Annotated in this window: 12 protein-coding genes; all 12 read right to left on the bottom strand. The window is 34.2% G+C overall.

Annotated features, from left to right (window positions below):
- Positions 1–119: 119 nt before the first annotated feature.
- On the bottom strand, positions 120–1,760 hold the full coding sequence (locus tag C4F50_RS03865) for a tetratricopeptide repeat protein (protein ID WP_193845103.1): 1,641 nt from the start codon (positions 1,758–1,760) through the stop codon (positions 120–122).
- Between the two features lie 334 nt (positions 1,761–2,094).
- Complete coding sequence (locus C4F50_RS03860) at positions 2,095–3,486, bottom strand: M20/M25/M40 family metallo-hydrolase (RefSeq protein ID WP_193845102.1); 1,392 nt, start codon at positions 3,484–3,486, stop codon at positions 2,095–2,097.
- 166 nt (positions 3,487–3,652) lie between these two features.
- Positions 3,653–5,575 (bottom strand): discoidin domain-containing protein, encoded by a 1,923-nt coding sequence (locus C4F50_RS03855; RefSeq protein ID WP_193845101.1) that lies wholly within the window; start codon positions 5,573–5,575, stop codon positions 3,653–3,655.
- A gap of 31 nt (positions 5,576–5,606) precedes the next feature.
- Positions 5,607–6,386 carry a glycerophosphodiester phosphodiesterase family protein gene (locus C4F50_RS03850; RefSeq protein ID WP_193845100.1) on the bottom strand — a complete coding sequence of 260 codons (780 nt, stop codon included), beginning with the start codon at positions 6,384–6,386 and terminating at the stop codon, positions 5,607–5,609.
- A 110-nt stretch (positions 6,387–6,496) separates the two neighbouring features.
- A complete protein-coding gene (gene bglX, locus C4F50_RS03845; RefSeq protein ID WP_193845099.1) occupies positions 6,497–8,797 on the bottom strand; it encodes a beta-glucosidase BglX in 2,301 nt (766 codons plus the stop codon).
- Between the two features lie 83 nt (positions 8,798–8,880).
- A complete protein-coding gene (locus tag C4F50_RS03840) occupies positions 8,881–9,594 on the bottom strand; it encodes a carboxylesterase family protein (RefSeq protein ID WP_193845098.1) in 714 nt (237 codons plus the stop codon).
- Between the two features lie 8 nt (positions 9,595–9,602).
- A complete protein-coding gene (locus C4F50_RS03835; RefSeq protein ID WP_193845097.1) occupies positions 9,603–10,970 on the bottom strand; it encodes a glucoamylase family protein in 1,368 nt (455 codons plus the stop codon).
- Positions 10,971–11,046: 76 nt separating this feature from the next.
- Complete coding sequence (locus tag C4F50_RS03830) at positions 11,047–12,525, bottom strand: RagB/SusD family nutrient uptake outer membrane protein (RefSeq protein WP_193845096.1); 1,479 nt, start codon at positions 12,523–12,525, stop codon at positions 11,047–11,049.
- A 4-nt stretch (positions 12,526–12,529) separates the two neighbouring features.
- Positions 12,530–15,538 carry a SusC/RagA family TonB-linked outer membrane protein gene (locus C4F50_RS03825; protein ID WP_193845095.1) on the bottom strand — a complete coding sequence of 1,003 codons (3,009 nt, stop codon included), beginning with the start codon at positions 15,536–15,538 and terminating at the stop codon, positions 12,530–12,532.
- A gap of 244 nt (positions 15,539–15,782) precedes the next feature.
- Positions 15,783–18,530 carry a histidine kinase gene (locus C4F50_RS03820; RefSeq protein WP_193845094.1) on the bottom strand — a complete coding sequence of 916 codons (2,748 nt, stop codon included), beginning with the start codon at positions 18,528–18,530 and terminating at the stop codon, positions 15,783–15,785.
- Positions 18,531–18,634: 104 nt separating this feature from the next.
- Positions 18,635–19,819, bottom strand: a complete 1,185-nt coding sequence (locus C4F50_RS03815) for an acetate/propionate family kinase (protein ID WP_193845093.1) — start codon at positions 19,817–19,819, stop codon at positions 18,635–18,637.
- A gap of 102 nt (positions 19,820–19,921) precedes the next feature.
- A complete protein-coding gene (pta, locus tag C4F50_RS03810; RefSeq protein WP_193845092.1) occupies positions 19,922–22,012 on the bottom strand; it encodes a phosphate acetyltransferase in 2,091 nt (696 codons plus the stop codon).
- Between the last annotated feature and the right edge of the window lie 6 nt (positions 22,013–22,018).

Below are 22,018 nucleotides of genomic sequence, written 5' to 3'. Positions count from 1 at the left end.
AAAAGACTATTACAAAAACACTCATAGGTAAAAAAGCAGTACCCAAAAAACACTCAAAAAAAAATAAACCAAACTAAATCAATTGATTAGTTTGGTTTATTTTTTTGTGTTTTTAAAGTTTAAAATGAATTGAGATACGTGGAGAGATTCACTTTTTCGTTAGTTAAATCAAACTTTGCGCGGAGTCTTGTTCTGGAATTTTCGATGGCTTTAAAGGATTGTCCCGTAATTTGAGAGATTTCTTTTGTAGTTAAATCGAGGTATAAAAGGGCACATAATCTGCGGTCTTTTGGAGTGAGTGAAGGATAATCATTTTTGAGTTTATCAAAAAAAGTCTGATGTACCTGCTCAAAACTTATTTCGAATTCTTTCCAGATATCGGTATTCAAATTCTTTTCTAAACGCTTTAAGACTATGTCTATAGCCTGCTGCATTTCTTTGTTTACTGTTTTGAGTTTAATTTGTTTAAGATCTGTGAGGATTTCATTAATGCTGTCGGTACGATGTATTTCTGACATTGCTTTTCCTACCAAAACCATATTTTTTGCTTTCAGGTTTTCTTTTAAACCTTGCATTTTGGTATTTAATTTCTCTTTTTCGAGTTGATTTTTAATATTCCTGTTTCTGTATTTTATCAGTAAAATTATCAAAATCAGGATGCCTACAATTAAGATCAATCCTACGACAGAATATTTAAAAAGTTTCTTTTGCTCTGTCAGTGTTTTTATCTGGGTTCGAACTTTGTAATCCTGTTCCAGCTTTATTCTTTCGAGATTAACTGCTTTTTCTTCTACATGGATGCTGTCATTGATAGTGTTATACTGCTGAAAATAGTAAACTGCATTTTTATAATCTTCTTTTCGGATGTAAACTTCGTAAAGCATTTTGTTTAGGTTTAAACCCGAAAAGCTAAAGCTGTTTTCTTTCAACAGTTCTAATGCTTTTTTTGCATTTACAATTGCTGCCTCATCGTTTTTCTGTTTAAACTGATATTGAGAGAAAGATTCGTATACAAAAGCTTTTACCAGATTATCAACAGGTTTATCTGTTAAAGAAAAAGCCTGCTCAAAATAATAATCTGCATTTTTAAGGTCATTTTTTAAGGTGTAGGCTCGGGCTAAATTTGTAGCGATGTAAATTTTTAAAGCATCATCTTTTATTGTCTCATTGATCTTATGCGCTTTTTGGTAGTAGAATAAGGAAGAATCTGCATTTTTTTCTAAATATAGGGTTCCTATATTATTTAAGATTTTTACCAGCTTTGCCGGATCGTTTTTCGTTTTTTGGTAATGATATACGTTTAGGAAAAATTGCAGCGCTTTTTCTTTGTTTTTGCCCAATGAATAGATGATTGCTACATTGTTTTCTAATTTAGAAACTTCTTCACTATTATGCTTCTTTTTGTAAATGTCATGGGCTTTAAAATAATATTTTAAAGCAACATCGAACACTTCTTTTGCTGCATACATTTTACCCGCGGTAACATATACAGCTGCCAAAGTAAGTTCAGAGTCTTTTGTATTTTTGGCTTCAGTCTCGGCTAGTTCGATGTATTTTATAGCTCTGTCCCAGTCTGTTTTTTGCAAATCTAATGCAATCTTGCGGTACAATTCTGTTTTCTTTCCATGATCGCTAATCGTATTTAAACTATCGATCATTTCTTTTGTAGAAGATTGAGAATGAATTGTAACGGATAGAAAAAGAGATACTATAGAAAATAATCGTGCCATCATACGTAAAACTAAAAAGTAAAGTTTCAAATTTAAACAAAAAGAATAGGATTAATACGACATGTACCTTTTGATTTGTACAGTATAGAAAGCATAAACTATTTTAAACAATTATTATTATAATCCGTTGGCAGTAATGCATAAAAATTCAATACGGATTTTATTTAAGTAAAGTGAAATTGTCTTTTAAATTTCTAAACCAACTAGGAATCTAAGAAAAAAAACGCCTGATTACACAAAGTTCTACTAACAAATTTGCGGTAAAAAAATAAACAGTTTTATTATACTTTACAACCTCTATACATAAAAAAAGCCGTCTCAAATGTACTTTAAGACGGCTGTTTTGTAATTATTAAAAAAGGAATTAATTCGCTGCTGGGAGCGTGATTCCGTTTTGATCAAGTAAATACATCAATGTTGTCATTGTTGCAGCTCCAAGTTCAAGTTCACGTTTATTGATGGCATCAAATTTATCATTTGCTGCGTGGTGGTAATCAAAATAACGCTGAGAATCTGGTTTTAAACCTGCTTTTACAATAGCTGGAGATGTTAAATGACTGATGTCTGAACCTGCGTGTCCGATTGTAAAACTGTGCACTAAATAAGGCTCAAAAAGATCTTTGTATCCTTGTATTTTTTTCAAATTCGTATCATCAGCTTCAATTGAAAATCCTCTTGGTGAAAATCCTCCTGAATCACTTTCTAAAGCAAAAATGTGGTTTTCTTTATTTTGTTTTGAAATTTCTTCGTATTTCGCACCGCCTTTTCCTCCATTTTCTTCATTCATAAACAAGACTACACGAATTGTATTTTTCGGTTTATAATTCAAGTTTTTAAGAATACGAATTACTTCCATACTCTGTACCACTCCTGCTCCATCATCATGAGAACCATCAGCTAAATCCCAAGAATCTAAGTGACCGCCTACTATCATGATATTTTGAGGTGTTACAGTTCCTGTTAATTCACCAATTACATTATAAGACAAGGCATCTGGAAGGGTTTCGCACGATTGTTTAAAGTAAAATTTTACAGCAGGATTTGCTTTTAACGTTTTACTCAACAATTCCGCTCCATTTGTACTAATCGCTGCAGTTGGGATATATTGTTCTTTTGGCAGATCACCATAACTTTGCGCTCCTGTATGAGGAAAATCGTCTAAACGTAAGTTCATAGAACGGACAATTGTTCCGACAGCTCCTAATTTTGCCGCTTCTTTTGCACCAGCATATCTTTGGTCAACGCAGGCTCCGTAGGATGTAAAGGTTTCGATATTTTCAGGATTCATCGGTCTGTTATAAAAAACAATTTTTCCCTTTACTTTATCTCCTAATGCTTTTAACTCGTCAATACCTTTAACCTCTATTACTTCTGCAGTGATTCCCGTTTTTGGTGTTGCAACAGATCCGCCAAGAGCGCAGATTGGCACAACAGTTTTAACTTTTCCGTCCAGAATAAAAGCAGTTTCTTTTTCTCCTCTAACCCAATGAGGCACCATTACTTCCTGCAGATATACCTTGTCTAAACCTAGACTTTCTAATTGTCTTTTGGTATATTCTACAGCTTCTGCAGCTCCTTTAGAACCCGATAAACGGCTTCCGATATCATTAGATAAATACTCCAGCCAAGTGTAACATTTTGCTTCGGTCAAAGCTTTTTTGTAAAATAGTTTAATGTTTTTTTCATCGTTTGACTGTGCAAAAGATGATGTCAATCCGTTTAAAACTAAAGCAGTTAAAAGAATCGTTTTTTTCATAGTTTTTTTAGCATTTTGGGTTTTTCCAATTTCTTGGCTTATTTCACAAAGAAACAAAAATTCTACAGAATTGTCAGCGTTTTTGCATATCCTTTCTCAAAAAAAAACTCTAATTACAAACCTGTTAGTTTATAATTAGAGTTTTTATGATTTCATTAAAATAAAACTATTTTACTTCAATAATCTTATTTTTTGTTCCAATGCCATTTTCATTAAAAGCTTCAATGGTAAAGAAGTATTTTGTTCCTTTATCCAAACCTCTAAAATCGTATGCAGTGTCTCCATAAACCATAATACTGTTGTATAATTTATCAGGCGCAATTCCGTAATAAATATGATAACCTACAGCATCAGTTTGTTTCTTCCAAGAAATCATGGCGTTACGAGAATCTGTTTTGCTGCGATCCACTTTAAAAGCCGCAACTGCTTTTGGTTTTGCCTGTAGTCCATTTCCAAATACTCTAAAATCTGAAATAGCAAATAAGCCCGAAGCATTGTGAATGTTTTCCATTTTGATGTATCTGGCTTCAATTGGTTTTGAAAGCTCCACATAATCGTGAGGAGCATCTTTATCGTTTCGAGATTTATCTACTACCAATTTCCAATTTACAGCATCGTCAGACATGAATATTTTATATTGATAATATATATCCATCGCTTTATTATACTGTGTAGCTTTATGATCTGCATAATTAATCTGTAAAGCATTAATCTGCATTTTTCGTCCTAAATCCATTTGAAGCCATTCTCCCGGATTTGCAGTTTTAGCTGACCAATAGGTTTGAATATTTTCATCTGTCAAATTTTCGGCTCCATAACAGAATTTCTCATATACTTTTTTACCTCCGTTATCCATTCTATGGGTTTCTACTTCCATACATTCTTCTGAAGAAGAAACGGTTACTGTTTTTTTATAAGAAAGTAACATCCATCCTGATGAAGCGCCATTTTCCTGATTTCTTGCTGCAGTCGGCAATACGATCGGGAAATCTCCATAAGAGGTTATAGAATACATAACATCGTCTTTGTCAAATCCTGCCGGAAACATATCGATACGACGCTCAAAACGGTCTTTAATAGATATTTTACAAGTTCCAGTATTCCAATAATTACCATAGTTATCTGCAAAAGTATTTCCGTGCCCAGCTCCAATTACAAATCCGCCCGGTTTATAAGACATTGGGTTGTGTTTTTGGTAGGTAAACGGCCCTAACGGATTGTCTCCTACATGAACACCATTGGCATATCCTTTAAATTCGGTCGCAGGCGCGCCATACTGCATGTAATATTTTCCGTTGTGTTTGGTCATCCAGGCTCCCTCGATAAAATTTCCCCAAGGCGCAGGTTCCATATCATTATTTGGTCCAAAACGTTCCCAGCCATGCTCTGAAGGTTCTAAAACAGCAACTTCTTTAATCTGCCCGTACGGACGCTGAATGTCTTCAACTTCTGTGGCTCTGTACAATTGCGCATAATCAGCTTGATTTCCTTTTGGAAGCCATGTATTGTAATCTACCTCAACACCAACGAGCGGTAATTTGCCGCTTGATCCGTAGTACATGTAAACTTTTTTATCATCGTCCTGAAAAATGGCAGGATCCCAAGTTGGCAGCATTGCTTTGTCTACGTGTCTTGTCCATCTTCCTGATTTTGGATCGGCTGTTTTCCAGATAGGATGGTCTCTCTTCCAAGTTGAGCCCACATAAAACAAAGTATCATTTACAACCCAAGCCGCTGGAGCACATTGATCGTCGTCACCAGGTTCTCTCTGAAAACTTCCGTAAACAAAGTTCCAGTCTGACATGTCTTTACTCCAAAAGAAACCTGCTTGATTGGTTGCAAACAAATAATATTCGCCTTTGTAGGTAATGATAACAGGATCTGCGCTGGAACGGCGAGATTCGGGAATTCTGTTGTGATTGTGAGTGGTATAATTATAACCGATATTAATCGGATTACAATAAGTTCTGGCTGGTTTACCGGGGTCAAACCACTCTGTTTTGCCAATTGCATTTTGAGCCAGAATAGAGTTACTGAAAAGGATCAATAACAAAACTGGAACAGTCAGATGTGTATATATTTTTTTCATGATTTGATTTTGTTTGGAAGATTTAAAAGAATTATTTCTTCTGTAATCGTTCTTTTAAAAGTTCAGGTTCATTTGTTGTGATATAATTGAATTTCTGTTCAATAATCCAATCCATATCTGCTGCTTCATTTACTGTCCAAGCATTTAGAATTACTTTGTTTTCTTTTGCTTCTTTAATCCATTCTGGATGTTTTTTAAAGACAGAATAATGATAGTCAACGCCATTAATATTATCTGTTTTTACTTCTTTTGGAGTTTTATTTCCTTCTAGATATTGCAGTGAAGTTTTGGCGTCTATAGCTCTAATTTGTTTTAAGATGTCATAATCAAAACTAATGTAACAAGTATTTTTATCGGCTTTCAGTTTTTTAATAACTGCAACCGCTTTTACGGCTGTTTCTTTTCCTCTTTCTTTACTGACTTCCGAAGGCTTAATTTCGCAGACCAACAAAGTATGTTTGTTATTTTTAATTCCTTCTGAGATGTATTCGTGTAAAGTAGGCAGTTTTTCGCCATTCGATAGTTTAAACTTTATCAGATCTGCATAATTTGTATGCTCAATCAGCAGTTTGTTATAATGTGCGTCATGATTGATTACAAGAGAATCATCTGCGGTACGCCAAACATCAAATTCTGAACCTGGAAGTTTTAAATCAATTGCATGTCTAAGCGCTGCAATAGAATTTTCGGGAAGATTGTTTTTTTTCCACGCACCTCTGTGAGCTACTATTCCATTTTGTGTACAACAAGATGAAAACAAAACTGCAGTTAGTAAAAAGGAGCCAAAACGAACTATTTTAAAAGTATTCATAATACATTTGGTTTGATAATTATTGCAGAATAATATATTACGGTTTTAATTTTAGTAAAAAAGCCCTTCGTCAACCAGAACGAAGGGCTAATTACTAACCAATAAACCAACTATTTAGTTAATTCAAAACTAACTTTCTTGTCGGCAGCTGAATTTCCTCCAACGAAAATATCAAACTGTCCAGGCTCTGCAATAAATTGTAAGTCAGAGTTATAAAATTTTAAATCTTCAACCGTAATGTCAAAACTTACGGTTTGTTTTTCACCTTTTTTAAGTGTTATTTTTTGGAAACCTTTTAATTCTCTAACTGGTCTTGTTACAGATCCAACTAAGTCTCTAATGTATAATTGAACGGTTTCTTTTCCGTCAAAATTTCCTGTGTTGGTTACATCAACTGTTACTTTTAATTTTCCTGAGAAATTCATTTTATCAGCAGAAATTTTCAAGTTTGAATAATCAAAAGTTGTGTAACTTAATCCAAAACCGAATGGAAATAATGGCTCGTTTCTTTCGTCAATATAGTTTGATCTGAATTTTTCGAATTTTCCTTCTGTATTAGAAAGTGGTCTTCCTGTATTTTTGTGTGCGTAATAAATTGGCAGCTGACCAACGCTTCTTGGGAAAGTTGATGTTAATTTCCCAGAAGGGTTTACATCTCCAAATAAAACATCAGCAATTGCGTAACCTGCTTCTGTACCAGCGAACCAAGCATTTAAAATTGCAGGAACTGTTTTTTCTTCGTCCGTAATTACCAAAGGACGTCCGTCAAACAATACTAAAACAACAGGTTTTCCTGTTTTTAATAAAGCATTTAATAAATCTTTTTGTGCTTGTGGAATTTCAAGATTTGTACGGCTGCTAGATTCTCCGCTCATTTCTGCAGATTCTCCAAGAGCTGCCACAATAACATCAGACTGATTCGCCACTTTTAAAGCTTCTGCTAATAATTCTTCTTTTGAACGTGCATCACGGTGTAACGTTTTACCAAACATGGTTGCATTAGTTTCAAAAGTTTCATCATAATCTAAGTTGCTTCCTTTTGCATACAAAACTTTAGTTCCTTTTCCTGCAACTTCTTTGATCCCAGCCAATAATGAAACTGCATTTTCCATTTTAGTCGCTACAGACCAAGTTCCCGGCATGTTTTCTTTAGCATCTGCTAATGGTCCGATAAGTGCAATTGTACCCGATTTTTTAAGAGGTAAAAGCTGGTTTTGATTTTTTAATAAAACCAGTGATTGTGCTGCAATCTGACGTGCCTCTTTTCTGCTTGCTGCAGTAAAGATTTCTGTTTTCGCTCTTTTTTCGTCGCAATATTTGTATGGATCCTGAAATAAACCTAAATCGTATTTTGCTTCCAAAATAAGTTTAACAGCATTATCAATTGTTGCCATAGTTACTCTTTTTTCATCCAAAGATTTTTTTAAAGTACCTAAGAAACCTTCTCCAACCATATCCATTTCAACTCCTGCATTTAATGCTAAAGCCGAAACATCTTGAAGATTACCCATTCCGTGTTCGATCATTTCTGGAATTCCAGTAAAATCGGTTACTACAAAACCTTTAAAGCCCCATTGTTTTCTTAAAACATCAGTCATCAACCATTTGTTTCCTGTTGCAGGAATTCCGTCAACTTCGTTGAACGAAGCCATTACAGAACCTACACCAGCATCAACAGCTGCTTTGTAAGGAGGAAAATAATCGTTGAACATTCTAATATGACTCATATCAACTGTATTGTAATCACGTCCGCCTTCTGGTGCTCCGTATAATGCAAAGTGTTTTACACAAGCTAAAATCGAATTGTTTTTAGAAAGATCACGCTGCTGGTATCCATTAACCATTGCTTTTGCAATCTGGCTTCCTAAATAAGGATCTTCACCTGAACCTTCAGAAACTCTTCCCCATCTTGGATCACGAGAGATATCAACCATTGGAGAGAAAGTCCAGTTGATTCCGTCTGCACTTGCTTCCTGGGCTGCAATCTGCGCACTTCTTTCAATTAAGCCCATGTCCCACGTACAAGATAATCCTAATGGAATTGGGAATGTAGTTTCGTAACCGTGAATAACGTCCATACCAAACAGTAATGGAATTTTTAATCGGCTTTGTTCAACTGCAATTTTTTGTACTTCCTTAATCTTTTGAACAGATTTAATGTTGAACAAACCTCCCACTTTACCTTCAGCAATATTTTTTGCCACATTTGAGCTGTTTGCCTGCCCTGTGGTAATATCACCAGATGTCGGCAGGTTTAACTGACCCAATTTCTCGTCTAAAGTCATTTTTGACATTAATTCCGCCACAAATTCAGACTTTGGTTTAATTTTCACTGTATTTTTAGTCGTTTTCTTCTGAGCATAACCCAAAACAGCACATCCTAAAAAAAGTAAGACTAATTTGTTTTTCATGTTTTTAGTGTTTGTTTTAATGTAACAGGAATCGCTTTTCTTGATTTTACTTTAATTTGGAATCAAAGCGATTTCATTATAATTTATTGATTTGTTTTTGTTTTTCTCTGCTGTAACATCCAGTCATAGATTGCTGCGTTGTCATACACTCTCGTCCAGCTGTCATGATTTGCATCATCAAAAATGGTTAACTGCACATCTTTGGCATTGCATTTTTTTAATTCTTTGTAAATCGTTATTGCATATTTAACATTTACTACATCGTCGAGCAGTCCATGAAAAATTCGCGTTGGAATATTGGCTATTTCACAAGTTTTTTCTAATTCAATTAAATCTACAAAACCAGCAACAGGTACGTTTGCGGCAAATAGATCAGGATGTGAAAAAGCCAAATTCCAAGCTGCCCAGCCTCCAGAACTTAAGCCTGTAACGTAAATTCTGTCAGCATCTATTTTATTTTCTTTTTGGATTTTTAAAATCAATTGATAAATCGATTCTATATCCCAATTTTCATCTTCTTTACATTGAGGAGCCAAAACATATGCGTCTAATGCATGAGTTTTTAAGTATTTTAAAGGACCGTTAATTTTGACTTTCTCTAAATCGGTTCCTTTTTCTCCGTCTCCAGAAATAAAAACAATTAATGGCTTTTTTTCTTTTGTATTCATAGGTTTGTGCAAGACATAACCTAATTCAAAATTGCTCATCACAACTGTTTTTATTTTTCCTGTTGTCTCAGTCTGAGCAAAACCAAAACCAGAAAAAAGCAACATTAAGAAGAATAGTTTCTTTTTCATTTTAAAATTTAGATTCCGTATTTACCCGATTTAAATCCAAGTTTTGTTAAACCTTCTTTTACTTCAGGAGCATTCATGAACAATTTCCATAATAAGCCTGAACGGTAATTTTCAATCATCACTACTTCTGGTCCCTGATCGATTGCTAAATAACGTTTTGCAACCCATTTATTTTGTAAACTCAAAGCATCATAAAAACCTGCGTTACCCCACGTTTCTTGTTTGTGATTATCATATAAATTGCGAATTACAGCCATAGATTCTTTTGGTGTATAAACAATCGAGCTTATTGCAGCCGTTGGAGACATCACTCCCTGATCATTACTCGGCATGTGTGCATTGTAACCGATCGATCCGTCAGGATTTCTAGAATAAGATGCGGTTAAGCCCCAATAATCGGCACTGTAACCATTTTTTGGATTTTCTACACAATACTGATAGTTGATTTTCGTCTGATTAACATTTAAATTCCAATAGTCAGCATATTTATCGCTCAACTGATTTGGATCTAAACCTACATAAGAATAGTGCGCCCAGAATAATGGCCCGCCAAATTCTTCAGCCCCATTATGTTTTAAAATCAGAGGTAAATTGTATTTTGTTTTTGAAGAAACAATAGCACCGCTTCTCGCCCATCCCTCGTGATATGCTTTTGCATCAATTGTATGTGTTGGCGAAGATGCTGCTAAGACATAAGTTATTAAACATTCATTATAACCTTCTAAAGGAAAATTCATCTGCCATGCATAACTTGGAGACCAGTGCCAATACAGTACATTTTTGTTATTGGTATACCATTGCCAATCAACACCTTTCCAAAGTGCATCGTATTTTGCCGCTACGGCTTTCTCATTTTCATTACCTGTTTTAAGATATTCTCGAACCGTAATAAATCCTGAAACTAAAAATGATGTTTCGACTAAATCTCCTCCATTATCTTTAGTCCCAAAAGGTTTTACCTTTCCGGTATTTCCATCAATCCAGTGTGACCACGCTCCGTGAAAGCGATCTGCTTTTGCAAGGAAATCTGCAATTTTATCCAATCTTTTTACACCTTCTTCCTTAGAAACATAACCTCTGTCTATTCCTGCAACTAAAGCCATAAGTCCAAATCCTGAACCTCCTGTTGTTACAATATTGGCATCATTTTCAGGATAATTTCCGTCTGGATGGTAACGTTCTCTTGCCAATCCTGAATTAGGTTCAGCATAATCCCAGAAATATTTGAAAGTTTGTTTTTGAACAACATCTAAAAGCTGTTCATCTGTTAATTTCTCTATAGAAGGTTTTGTATTATCCTCTTCATTTTGATTTTGTTCCTTAGAACCACAGCTTAAAAAAGCAAATGAAAGTACTAAAAGTGAAAATCTAATCATGTCTTTGTTTTTATTATATTGAAATTAAAATCACTTCCTCCAGATTGAAGGAAGTGATTTTTTTAAAAGATTTTAATTAATAACCAGGGTTCTGAGCTGTTATCCCTCCTGATTGCTGCACAACTGTAGCTGGAATTGGGTATAACTCATGTTTACCAACTATAAAAGTTTTTCCGTTAGGGAAAGTTGGACTTACATCTGCTTTCATAGCTGCTTCAGCCTGACCAGTTCTTACAAGATCAAACCATCTGTCATGCTCAAAAGCCATTTCTAATCTTCTTTCTTTATAGATTGCTTTTCTAACATCTGTTTGAGATACTGCTGGAGTGTCGCCAAGATTAGCTCTGTGTCTAATCTGATTGATCAAAGGAATCGCAGCGGCAGTTTGTCCTAATTCATTTAACGCTTCCGCTTTCATTAATAATACTTCAGCATAACGCAAATATCTCAGGTTTGTATCTGTAAACTCTTGATTGTAAAAAGCTGATGAATACGCTTTATAATTGTACATTGGGTTAGAAACTGTAGCTGCCACAACTGTTCCGTCATATAAAGTAGAACCTCTAAAAATAATAGTAGCCGCTCTTCTAACATCTCCTGCTTCGTATGCATCTGCTAAACCTTGACTAGGTGTGTTGAAACCCCAGCCCCATCCTCCAGCACCTCTAGGCGCTTGAGAAACTGTATAATTTCCGATTCCGTATCCTGGAGAAGAAGTTCCTCCAATTCCATTAATTTCAAAGATAGATTCTGGACCAAATTCTCCTTCTTTTTTATACTGTAAAGAGTAATCTGAAACCAAAGAGTAACCCGTTACTTTATCACAATTGTCAATCACGTTTTGCCATTTTTTCTGGTATAAATTAACTTTCGCTAATAAAGCATAGGCTGAACCTTGAGATGCACGTACAACATCAGAACCACTATATGAAGATTTTAATGGTAATGCCTGCACGGCGTCATTTAAGTCTTGTTCGATAAAAGCATAAACTTCCGCTGGAGTTTTACGGATCAACTGCATGTTTATGTCATTTTGATTTCCAGGAATTGGTAAATGATCTACAATTGGAACTCCTCCATATCCTTTCAACAAAGTAAAATACATAAAAGCTCTTAAAAATTTTGCTTCTCCTTCTAATCTTGTTTTTAAAGATGGACTTACTTGATCAAGCTTTGGTAACATTGCTAAAGCCTGATTTGCTCTATTGATTCCTGCATAATTATAATTCCAAATACTGCTGAATGATGGCGTAGAAGAATTAAAAGTTAAAGCATCCAGAACATCTTTATCTGTACCTGTATCTCCTGGATCTGATCCTTTGTCTGCATCGTCAGTCATAATACTGGTAACTCCGTTCCATGCAAAAGAAGACATATCCCAAGATAAAAATATATTATAAATTGCATCAACCATTGAGGTTGCACCTGCATCGCTATTAACCAATGCAGGATCTGCCGGTATGTTTTTTGTTTGATCTACTTCTAAAAAATCCTCTGAACATCCTGACACAAACAATCCAGAAAGTACAAAAAGTGATATATATAACTTTTTCATAATATTAAAATTTTAAGTTTGCACCCACTACAAATGTTTTTAACGCTGGATAAGCATCTAACTCAACTCCTTGAGTACCTTTAACTAATTCTCCATCTCCTAAAACCTCAGGTGAGAATCCTGAAAATTTTTGACTAATGAAAGGGTTCATAGCATTTACATAAATTCTGCAATAGTTAATAAAGCCTTCTTCTCTTAAAGGAAGTTTATATCCTAAAGTGATGTTATTGATTCTGAAGAAATCTCCCGATTCTAAATAGTAGGTTGATGCTACTGGAACCTGATTAAATGGTGCTGGGTTTGACGCTGCCTGGCCTGGTGTTGTCCACATATCATTTAATAAAGAAGTTTCTACATTTTCTCCATAAAAACGCTGTGCTTTTTTTCCATTATATACTTTCGCTCCTCCTGTGCCGTATCCATCTACAGAGAAGTCAATGTTCTTGTAATTTAATCCTAAAGTAACTCCATAAGTAGAAGTTGGTAAAACCGAACCTACGTATTTTCTATCTTTAGTTTGATCTAAAGCACCTTGAGCAACTCTATTTCCGTCTGCTGTGTAGTACAACATCTGTCCATTTGCTGGATCAACACCTGCATATTCATACATATAGAAACTACCTAAAGGCTGTCCTACTGATGTATTATCCAGTATTTTTGTAACCTGGCCATTACCTAATGAACCTCCATTTATAGTTGCAAGTCTAACATTTTTTAAACTAGCTAATTCATTTTTGTTATGAGAGAAGTTCCCCCCAACCCAGTAACTTAAGTTATCTGTAATTTTATCGTCCCAACGTAAAGCAATTTCGTAACCTTTATTAGATACTTCTCCTACATGTGTTGGAGATTCTAAAGTAATCCCTGAAGTTGAGTAAGGTGTAACATTTAAAATTGCATTGTTAGTGTTTTTGCTATAAACATCAAATGATCCTTTTAATCTGCTGTTAAACAACTCAACATCTAAACCTGCTGATGCTTCTTCTACAATTTCCCATGATAAACTTGGGTCAATCTGAGAATTAATTGTAGTTCCTGAACCACCATTATAATCTACTCCAGATGTAAATGATTGAATGTTTAGTGGTACTTTTTGGTTTCCTAATTTACCCCAAGAACCTCTAAGTTTTAATAAATCTAAACCTTTTACATCTGATAAGAAACTTTCTTTGGTTACAATCCATCCAATACCAAATGATGGGAATGTTCCCCAACGGTAATCGCTTGAATAGTTCGAAGATCCGTCACGTCTTACAGTTCCTGTTACTAAATATCTATCCTTTAATTTGTATTGAAAACGAGCAAAATACGATGCTAATGTAGCTTCGTTTTCATTTACAGCTTTGTAATTGGTTACACCTCCGTTTTGTGCATAAGCTACTCCATCAAGTGCCCAATAATTACTATTTGGATTTACATTCTTTACATCTGCAGTAGTTTTTGATCTAACACCTATCACGTTAGCTTCAATACCAGCAGTAACTTCAACATCATGAATCTCTCCAAAAACTTTATTATATGTAAAGTAGTTAGATAAATTCCAGTTGAAATAATCATCTGTATTTCTAGTCAATGTATTTGTATTCAAACTCTTTTTATCATAGCCTGATTCTACTCTAGTTGGATCAGCAGCCAGCCAAAGACCTAAATTATCAACGAAATTGTATTGTTTGTATGTGAAATATTCTCCGTTAAATTGTGAAGTAAATTTCAATGATTTCATGATATCCCAATCTAGTCTTAATCCTCCTTGAATCATGACCGTTTTTTGCTCTTCATTATTATAATCTAAAGCAACAACAGGGTTACCAACTGAGTTAAAAGAGTCACCAGTTTCACCTACAACTCCATTTGCAATAAACGGCACACCATATTTTCCGTCAGGATAACGTACAGAAACTAAAGGAGATTGTCTGTAAGCTGATGTGAATGCAGACATTGGCTGCGGTGTATTTTTTATAGAACTAACACTAAAATTTTGACTAATTTTAAGTTTGTCTGAAATTTTATATTCGTTATTACTTCTAAAAGTAGTACGTCCATATTCTGTACCTTTCAAAATACCTTCTTCTTCGTAATTACCTACACTAAAAAAATATTTAATATTTTCAGACGATCCAGAAAGAGATACATTATTTTGAGTATACACTCCTGTTCTTGTTATTTCATCAAACCAATTGGTATTGTATTGCTGGTTTGCAGAAAATCTTCCAGCTGGAAATTGACTAATAAATGCTGCATTATTATATTGAATATATTGATCAGCATTCGCCATTCTAACTTTCTTTAAAGGCGATCTAAATCCAGCGTAGCTATCAATATCAACAACAAGTTTTCCTTTACCTGTTTTAGTAGTAATCATGATAACACCATTTGCTCCTCTAGTACCATAAATAGCAAGTGCTGAGGCATCTTTTAAAACTTCATATGATGTAATATCATTTGTATTGATATTATTAATGTTATCAGTTGGCATTCCGTCAACTACATATAAAGGATTTCTACCTCCTAAAGCGGTACCAACCCCTCTAATTACAATAGAAGGCGTACTGCCAGGTGCATCAGATGTAGCAACTTGAACACCAGCCGCTTTACCTTGAATGGCTTGAGAAGCATTTACAACCTTCATTTTAGTAATTTCTTCCGACTTGATTGAGCTTACAGCCGAAGTATTATCAATTTTCTTTCTGGTACCATACCCAATAACTACTACCTCTTTTAAAGCAGTATCTTCTGATTCTTTTAAAGTTATGGTCATTGGTGCAGCGGTTGCAGGAACTGTAACTGAGTCAAAACCTAACATAGAGATTTTGATCATTTCGCCCACTTTGGCATTGATTGTAAAATTTCCGTCGAAATCAGCATCAGCCGTGGCCCTGGATTCTGGTGCAGAAACTATTGCACCTGGAACTCCCATTCCACTACTGTCTACTACTTTTCCTTTGATTGCTTGCCCAGACATATAAGCTGGCAGCAGCAAGAGCGCTAAAAAGCTAAAAATAAAATTTTTCATACAGTATGTAATCGTTTAAGTTAGTACAGCCAAATTAAGCAATTACAACGTTGTAGTACATCATTTACCACTACAGCATAGCTACATCATTGTGTTAAATTTTATATGTATGAATTTGATTTTCAACACAATAAATGTTAAATAAATTTCATTAACAGTATATTATGATGTAGTAATGATGTGTTTGAATAATATAAAATTAGACATCTAAAAATATTAAATATTTAAAAAACAAATGCAAATCTTACAGAGTTAATAAAAACTTGGACAGGTTTTCTTCTTGAGTTAGATTTAATTTCTTTCTTAGACGATATCGATGTAATTCTACACCTCTAAATGAAATATTCATTAAAGGTGCAATTTCTTTAGAAGAAAGGTTCATTTTGAGATAAACACACAATTTTAGATCTTTTGGCGTAAGATGAGGATATTTTTTAGAGAGATTAATAATAAACTCGTTATGAATTTGATTCAAATTGGTTTCAAAAGTTTCCCATTCGTGCTTATTTACTTCATTTATTTTGATTGCTTTCTTAATTTCGCTTTTAAGTCTGCTGAAATCTTTTTCACTCTCCAAAATACCTTGAATTTTTTCGATCATTTCACTTTGCTTGGCTATGGACAGCGATTTTCCGGCAACCTCTGAGGATTTTGTCTGTAATTCTAATTCTAAAATGTGTTTTTCGTATTCCTGAATGTTAAGTTCATTTTCTTTTTTCAATTCCATTTCCAGAATTTCTCTTTGATGCTTTAATTCTTCTGCCTGTAGTTTTAATTTTTGCATGTATCGCAGCTTATTCCATTTGTAATAAAAAAACAAGACAGCTCCTATAATAAGGAGATAAAGAGAGACCATCCAGAATGAAAAATACCAAGGTTCGGTTACTCGAAATTTATATTCTGAAACTTTATCATACGTAGCCCCATCATGTTTAAAAATCTCTATGGAATGATAACCACTGCCTAAATTATTTAAAATAATTAATCCATCAGAGATCGGAATAAAATCTTTTTCTTTATTTATTTTATAAAACAAATTAGGTTTGCTGGCTCCATAGATTCCCGAAATTACATTTATACGCAATTCGGTATTGAATTTTATTTTACTATCGTTTGGTATTAGTTGATTGTCACTAAAAGCTTCAATTTCAACTTTAGAATTTTGTCTGTTTTCATATTCCAGCTTAAGAGAAATAAATCCATCGTCGAGATTAAAAAGATAATCTTTGTCTTTCTTAAAAACTCTAAGATTTTCGTTTATTAGTTTTCCTTTATAATACTTCTCCTGAATAATATTCCAGATAAATTTATTTCCTTCTGCATATATATGATATAGAATTCCATTTTGCAATACCATAAAATGATCTTCGTCAATAGAAATGACGTCGGTAACATTTTTGAAGTTTTGATTGAATAAATCATTTTCTTCTAATTTATTCGAAATCGAATTATAGGTGTACCAGGAATTGTTGATTAGAAAAAGTATCTCTTTTCTAAATTCAAAAATCTTGATTCCAAAATCGTTTTGTATTTTGCTCTGCTGCGTGACATTTTCAACTTTTAAAGTATTGTAATTATCATCTAGCAAAACCCTGTACAATCCTCGATAATTATCGGCTGCCCAAATTTCATTTTTTTTATTCTGGGCTACATATTTGATTGGTTTTGCAAGATCTTTTATAATTTTATAATGAGATAAATTTGACGGATCATCGTAAACCAAAATACCGCTGTAAGTTGATTGAAAATAGGTATTATTAATACTGCTTTTAGACATATTCCAGCCCCCGCTTATGCCATTAATTTTACTAAGCGTATTATTTTCATACGAAAATGTACCGTCATTGTGTCCTATTATATATTTTCCGTTTATCAAAGAAATATTCCATCCCTGTCCTTGAGTATTAGGGATCATATTAAATTTTCCAGCGCTATATTCAAAAATCCCGTGATTAGAAGCGATTAGATACCCTTTATCAACAGTTGCAACAGAATAAACCGATCCTAATATTCCTGAATTATCATAAAAAAAAGAAATTGGAGAATTGACCTCTACATGCGCTAATCCATTATCTAATCCAATCCATAAATCATTTTCTTTATCAAATCCTAAACTTAGAATTGAGTTATTCATTAGGACATTATCGCGTTCAATATTTTTGTATTGATTTGTTTTTAAATCTAAAATTACAATACCTCGATTTCCAGTGCCTATTATAAGTTTTTCACCTTTAATAAATTTTGCAACGTTTATGGTAGCCGATTTTAAAACTTCATTTATCGGATTGTCCCAGTTTTTTAAACTTACACCATCAAAAACAAAAACTCCTTTTTTCTGCGTAAATATATAAGTCTTGCCTTTGTACTTCTCTATAGCATGAACAACAGTATGCTTTAAAACATTCCATCCTTTTGGGTTTGCAATATATTTACCGTTCATTTTAAAAATTCCATCCTGAACAGATGCAACGTAAAGATTTTGATCTACAGCAAAGCAATAGGAAATAAGAAACGGAAATTTTATTTTTCGAATTGATTTTCCGTTATAAATAAAAACATCATTAAATGACTGAAAATACAATGAACCGTTGAATCTAAAAATTTTCCAGATTTCTTCATTGTCTCTTTCGTCAAATAATCTAAGATTTTTAGTAATAGAAAAATAATGCATTTTCCCGTCTTTTCGATACCAATAACCAAATTCTTTATAAGATCCAGAATAGATTTTATCACCTTCGATCAAAATAGAGCGAATAATCGTTTTATTAGGAAGCGTGTATTTTTCCCATTTTACACCGTCGTATCTCAGTAAATAATGATTATTAGCAAAGTACATCGCATCGTCATTACCTTGAGCGACATTCCACACTTGGTTATCTCCTTGATAATCAGACTTACTGTAATTTTCTACGAAAGGGAGTAATTCTTGTGCCTGAATTTGTAAAGAAGTGATGAAAAAGAAGAAAATGAATTTATAAAGGATCGATTTCACAATATTCGGATTTATATTCAAAGATACTGACAAAAATTTAATTTGACGGCGTAAAAAAAGCTTCTCAATTGAGAAGCTTTTGATACAAAATGCCTTTTTTTCTATTAATTTTCAAGCAAGTGATAAACTTGATTTGCAATTTCAAATTCTTCGTCTGTTGGTACAACCAAAATTTTAACAATCGATTCTGAAGAATTGATTTCTCGTAATTCTTTTGAACGGATTTGATTTTTTTCTTTGTCTATTTCAATTCCGAAATAACTCATATCAGTACAGATTAAATTTCGCATAAATGAAGAATTTTCACCTATTCCAGCTGTAAATACAATGGCGTCCAATCCGTTTAATGCTGCTGCATAAGCACCAATTGTTTTTCTAATTCGGTACGCATTCATTAACAAAGCCAATTCGCAGTCTTTGTTTCCTTCCTGAGCTTTGGCCTCGATATCACGCAAATCACTGTAACCAGTTAGTCCCAGCATACCGCTTTGTTTTAATAAGATCGAATTTACCTCATCTGGCGTATAACCAAGACTTTTGATCATATAGAAAATTACAGACTGATCAATATCACCGGCACGGGTTCCCATAATCAAACCATTTGCAGGTGAAAATCCCATTGTCGTATCAATACTTTTTCCATCTTTTACTGCCGACATACTGCAGCCATTTCCTAAGTGAATGGTTATTATCTTAGAATTCTTCTCTAAATGACTAATCGCTTTTTCTGAAACATATTTATGGCTTGTTCCGTGAAAACCGTAAACACGAACTTTATGTTCTGTTAAAAGGAAATTTGGAATCGCATATTTATGTGCTTCAACGGGAATTGTCTGATGAAAAGCGGTATCAAAAACAGCAACTTGTTTTGCAGATGCAAAAATTTCTTCGGCCACATTGATTCCCACTAAATGCGCCGGATTATGCAGCGGAGCTAGTTCTGAAAGTTCTTTTATTTTTTCTTTTACTTCGTTTGTAATGATGGTTGTATCAGAAAAATAACTGCCGCCGTGAACAACACGATGCCCAACTGCCGTAATTTCTGATGTAGATTTTATTACGCCTTTTTCTGGATGTAAAAGCATATCGGCTACTTTCTGCAAACCAATTTTATGTGTCAGAATCGGAATGATCTCTTCATGAGAATTGGTTGCTGTCTTGAAGGTCACATTTGACGTTTCTAATCCAATTCTATCGATCATACCGGAACAAATTACTTCATTTTCCGGCATGACCATTAATTGATATTTTATTGATGAACTTCCTGAGTTTATAATTAATATTTTCATTGGATATTTTAAGTTACTAAGCGACTAAGGTTCTAAGCTCCTGAGGTTCTTACAAGATTAGGCGCAATATTTTTATTTTTTAATTCTAACTTTTTAATTGATTTACAGCCCTTGCGCTTGGATTGCTGTAATTACAACAGTATTTATGATATCATCTACTGTACAGCCTCGGCTTAAATCGTTTACAGGCTTATTTAAACCTTGTAACATTGGTCCGATGGCTAGCGCTCCGGTTTCTCTTTGTACGGCTTTATAAGTGTTGTTTCCGGTATTTAAATCTGGGAATATTAAGACGCTTGCTTGTCCTGCAACTTCAGAATCGGGCATTTTGCTTTTTCCCACTGCACGATCTACAGCGGCGTCGTATTGTATCGGCCCTTCAATTTTTAAATCTGGACGCTTTTGTTTTACTATTTCAGTAGCTGTTCTTACTTTGTCTACTTCATCCCCTTTTCCAGAAGATCCAGAAGAATAGGAAAGCATGGCAATTTTTGGTTCAATTCCGAAAGCAGAGCTGGATTCTGCAGATGAAATCGCTATTTCTGCCAATTGTTCAGCCGTTGGGTTTGGATTAATAGCACAATCTCCAAAAACGGAAACTCTGTCTTCTAAACACATAAAAAACACCGAAGAAACCACAGATGAATTTGGTTTGGTTTTAATAAATTGCAACGCTGGTAAAATAGTGTGCTGTGTTGTGTGAGCTGCACCAGAAACCATTCCGTCTGCATGACCTTTGTAAACCATCATGGTCCCGAAATAAGAAACGTCCTCCATTAAATCGCGTGCCATTGTAATACTCACATTTTTATTTTTACGAAGCTCATAATAGGTATTTGCATAATCTTCGTACATCTTAGACTCACTTGGTATAATGATGTTAATTTTAGAAAAATCGAAAGTCAAACCTAGTTCTGCTACTTTATTCTCGATTTGTTTTTTATCTCCAATAATCGAAATGTCGACTACATCCATATCTAATAATCGAGACGCGGCAATGATAATTCGATCGTCATTTCCTTCTGGAAGTACAATATGTTTGCGATGCTGTTTGGCTCTCTGCACCATGTTGTACTGGAACATTTTTGGCGTCATACCTTCTGGTACAAACGTGATTAAACGCTCAGACAATGGTTCGACATCGACATATTTTTCAAATGTCGTAATTGAGGTTTCAATTTTATGCGTGTTATTAGCATAAATTTCAGATTTGATAGCCCCAATTTTGTTTGTAATATGATAAGTTCCGCCATCAACTGCAATGATAGGCACAATAGCAGAAAGTCCTTCTATAAGCTTTAAAATACTTTCTTCTGGAATAATGTTCCCTGTTAAGATAATTCCGGATATAGTCGGATAATTAGCCGATTCGTTGGCTTGCAAGGCTCCTAAAATAATATCAGAGCGGTCGCCCGGCGTAATTACCAATGCATTGTTATCTAAATGCACTAAATAATTGTGCAATTGCATGGCTCCCACGCTGAAATGTCCAATCTCATTATTTAAGTAAGCATCGCCAAATAATACTTTTGCATGTAATTGATTGACAATTTCCTGCATTGTTGGATTATTCAAACTTGAAATCAACGGAATGACATTGATTAAAACGTCTTGCGGTAAGCTTTTTTCAAGTCCTTTTCGAACTAATTCTATATTTTCTGGCTGTACTTTATTCGCAAAAACAGATAATACTTCGACCTCTTTTATTTTAAATGAATTATAAACTAAAGAAAGGCTGTCTACCAATTCGTCTAAGGTCTTACCAACTCCAGAACCAATGATTATAGTCGGAATTCCGAGGTTTTTCGCGATTAAAACATTCGTGTCTAATTCAATTGAAGTTCCTTCGCCGGTGAAGCTTGTACCTTCTACCAAAACAAAATCATAACGTTCTTCCAGCTTTTTATATTTTTCAATAATCAAGTCTAGAACCTCTCCTATCTTGCCTTTATTCTTCTTTTTAATGAGTTTGCTTTTTGTAATAGCATAAGCATCCTCAATTTTAATATCGAGGTTGTAATGAGACAAAACTGTCTCAATATGATTATCTACCCCATCGACAAAATCTTCAATTATAGGTCTAAAATAACCTACTTTAGCCGTTTTACCAATCAAGATACTCATTAGGCCGAGGGTAATAATCGACTTTCCGCTGTTATGATCGCTTGTGGCTATATATATTGCTTTACTCATAATTAT

The organism is Flavobacterium hungaricum (genome assembly GCF_015182285.1).
Lineage (GTDB): Bacteria > Bacteroidota > Bacteroidia > Flavobacteriales > Flavobacteriaceae > Flavobacterium > Flavobacterium hungaricum.
Note: the sequence above shows the minus strand (reverse complement) of the source record. Positions and strands in the feature narration are given on the sequence as shown.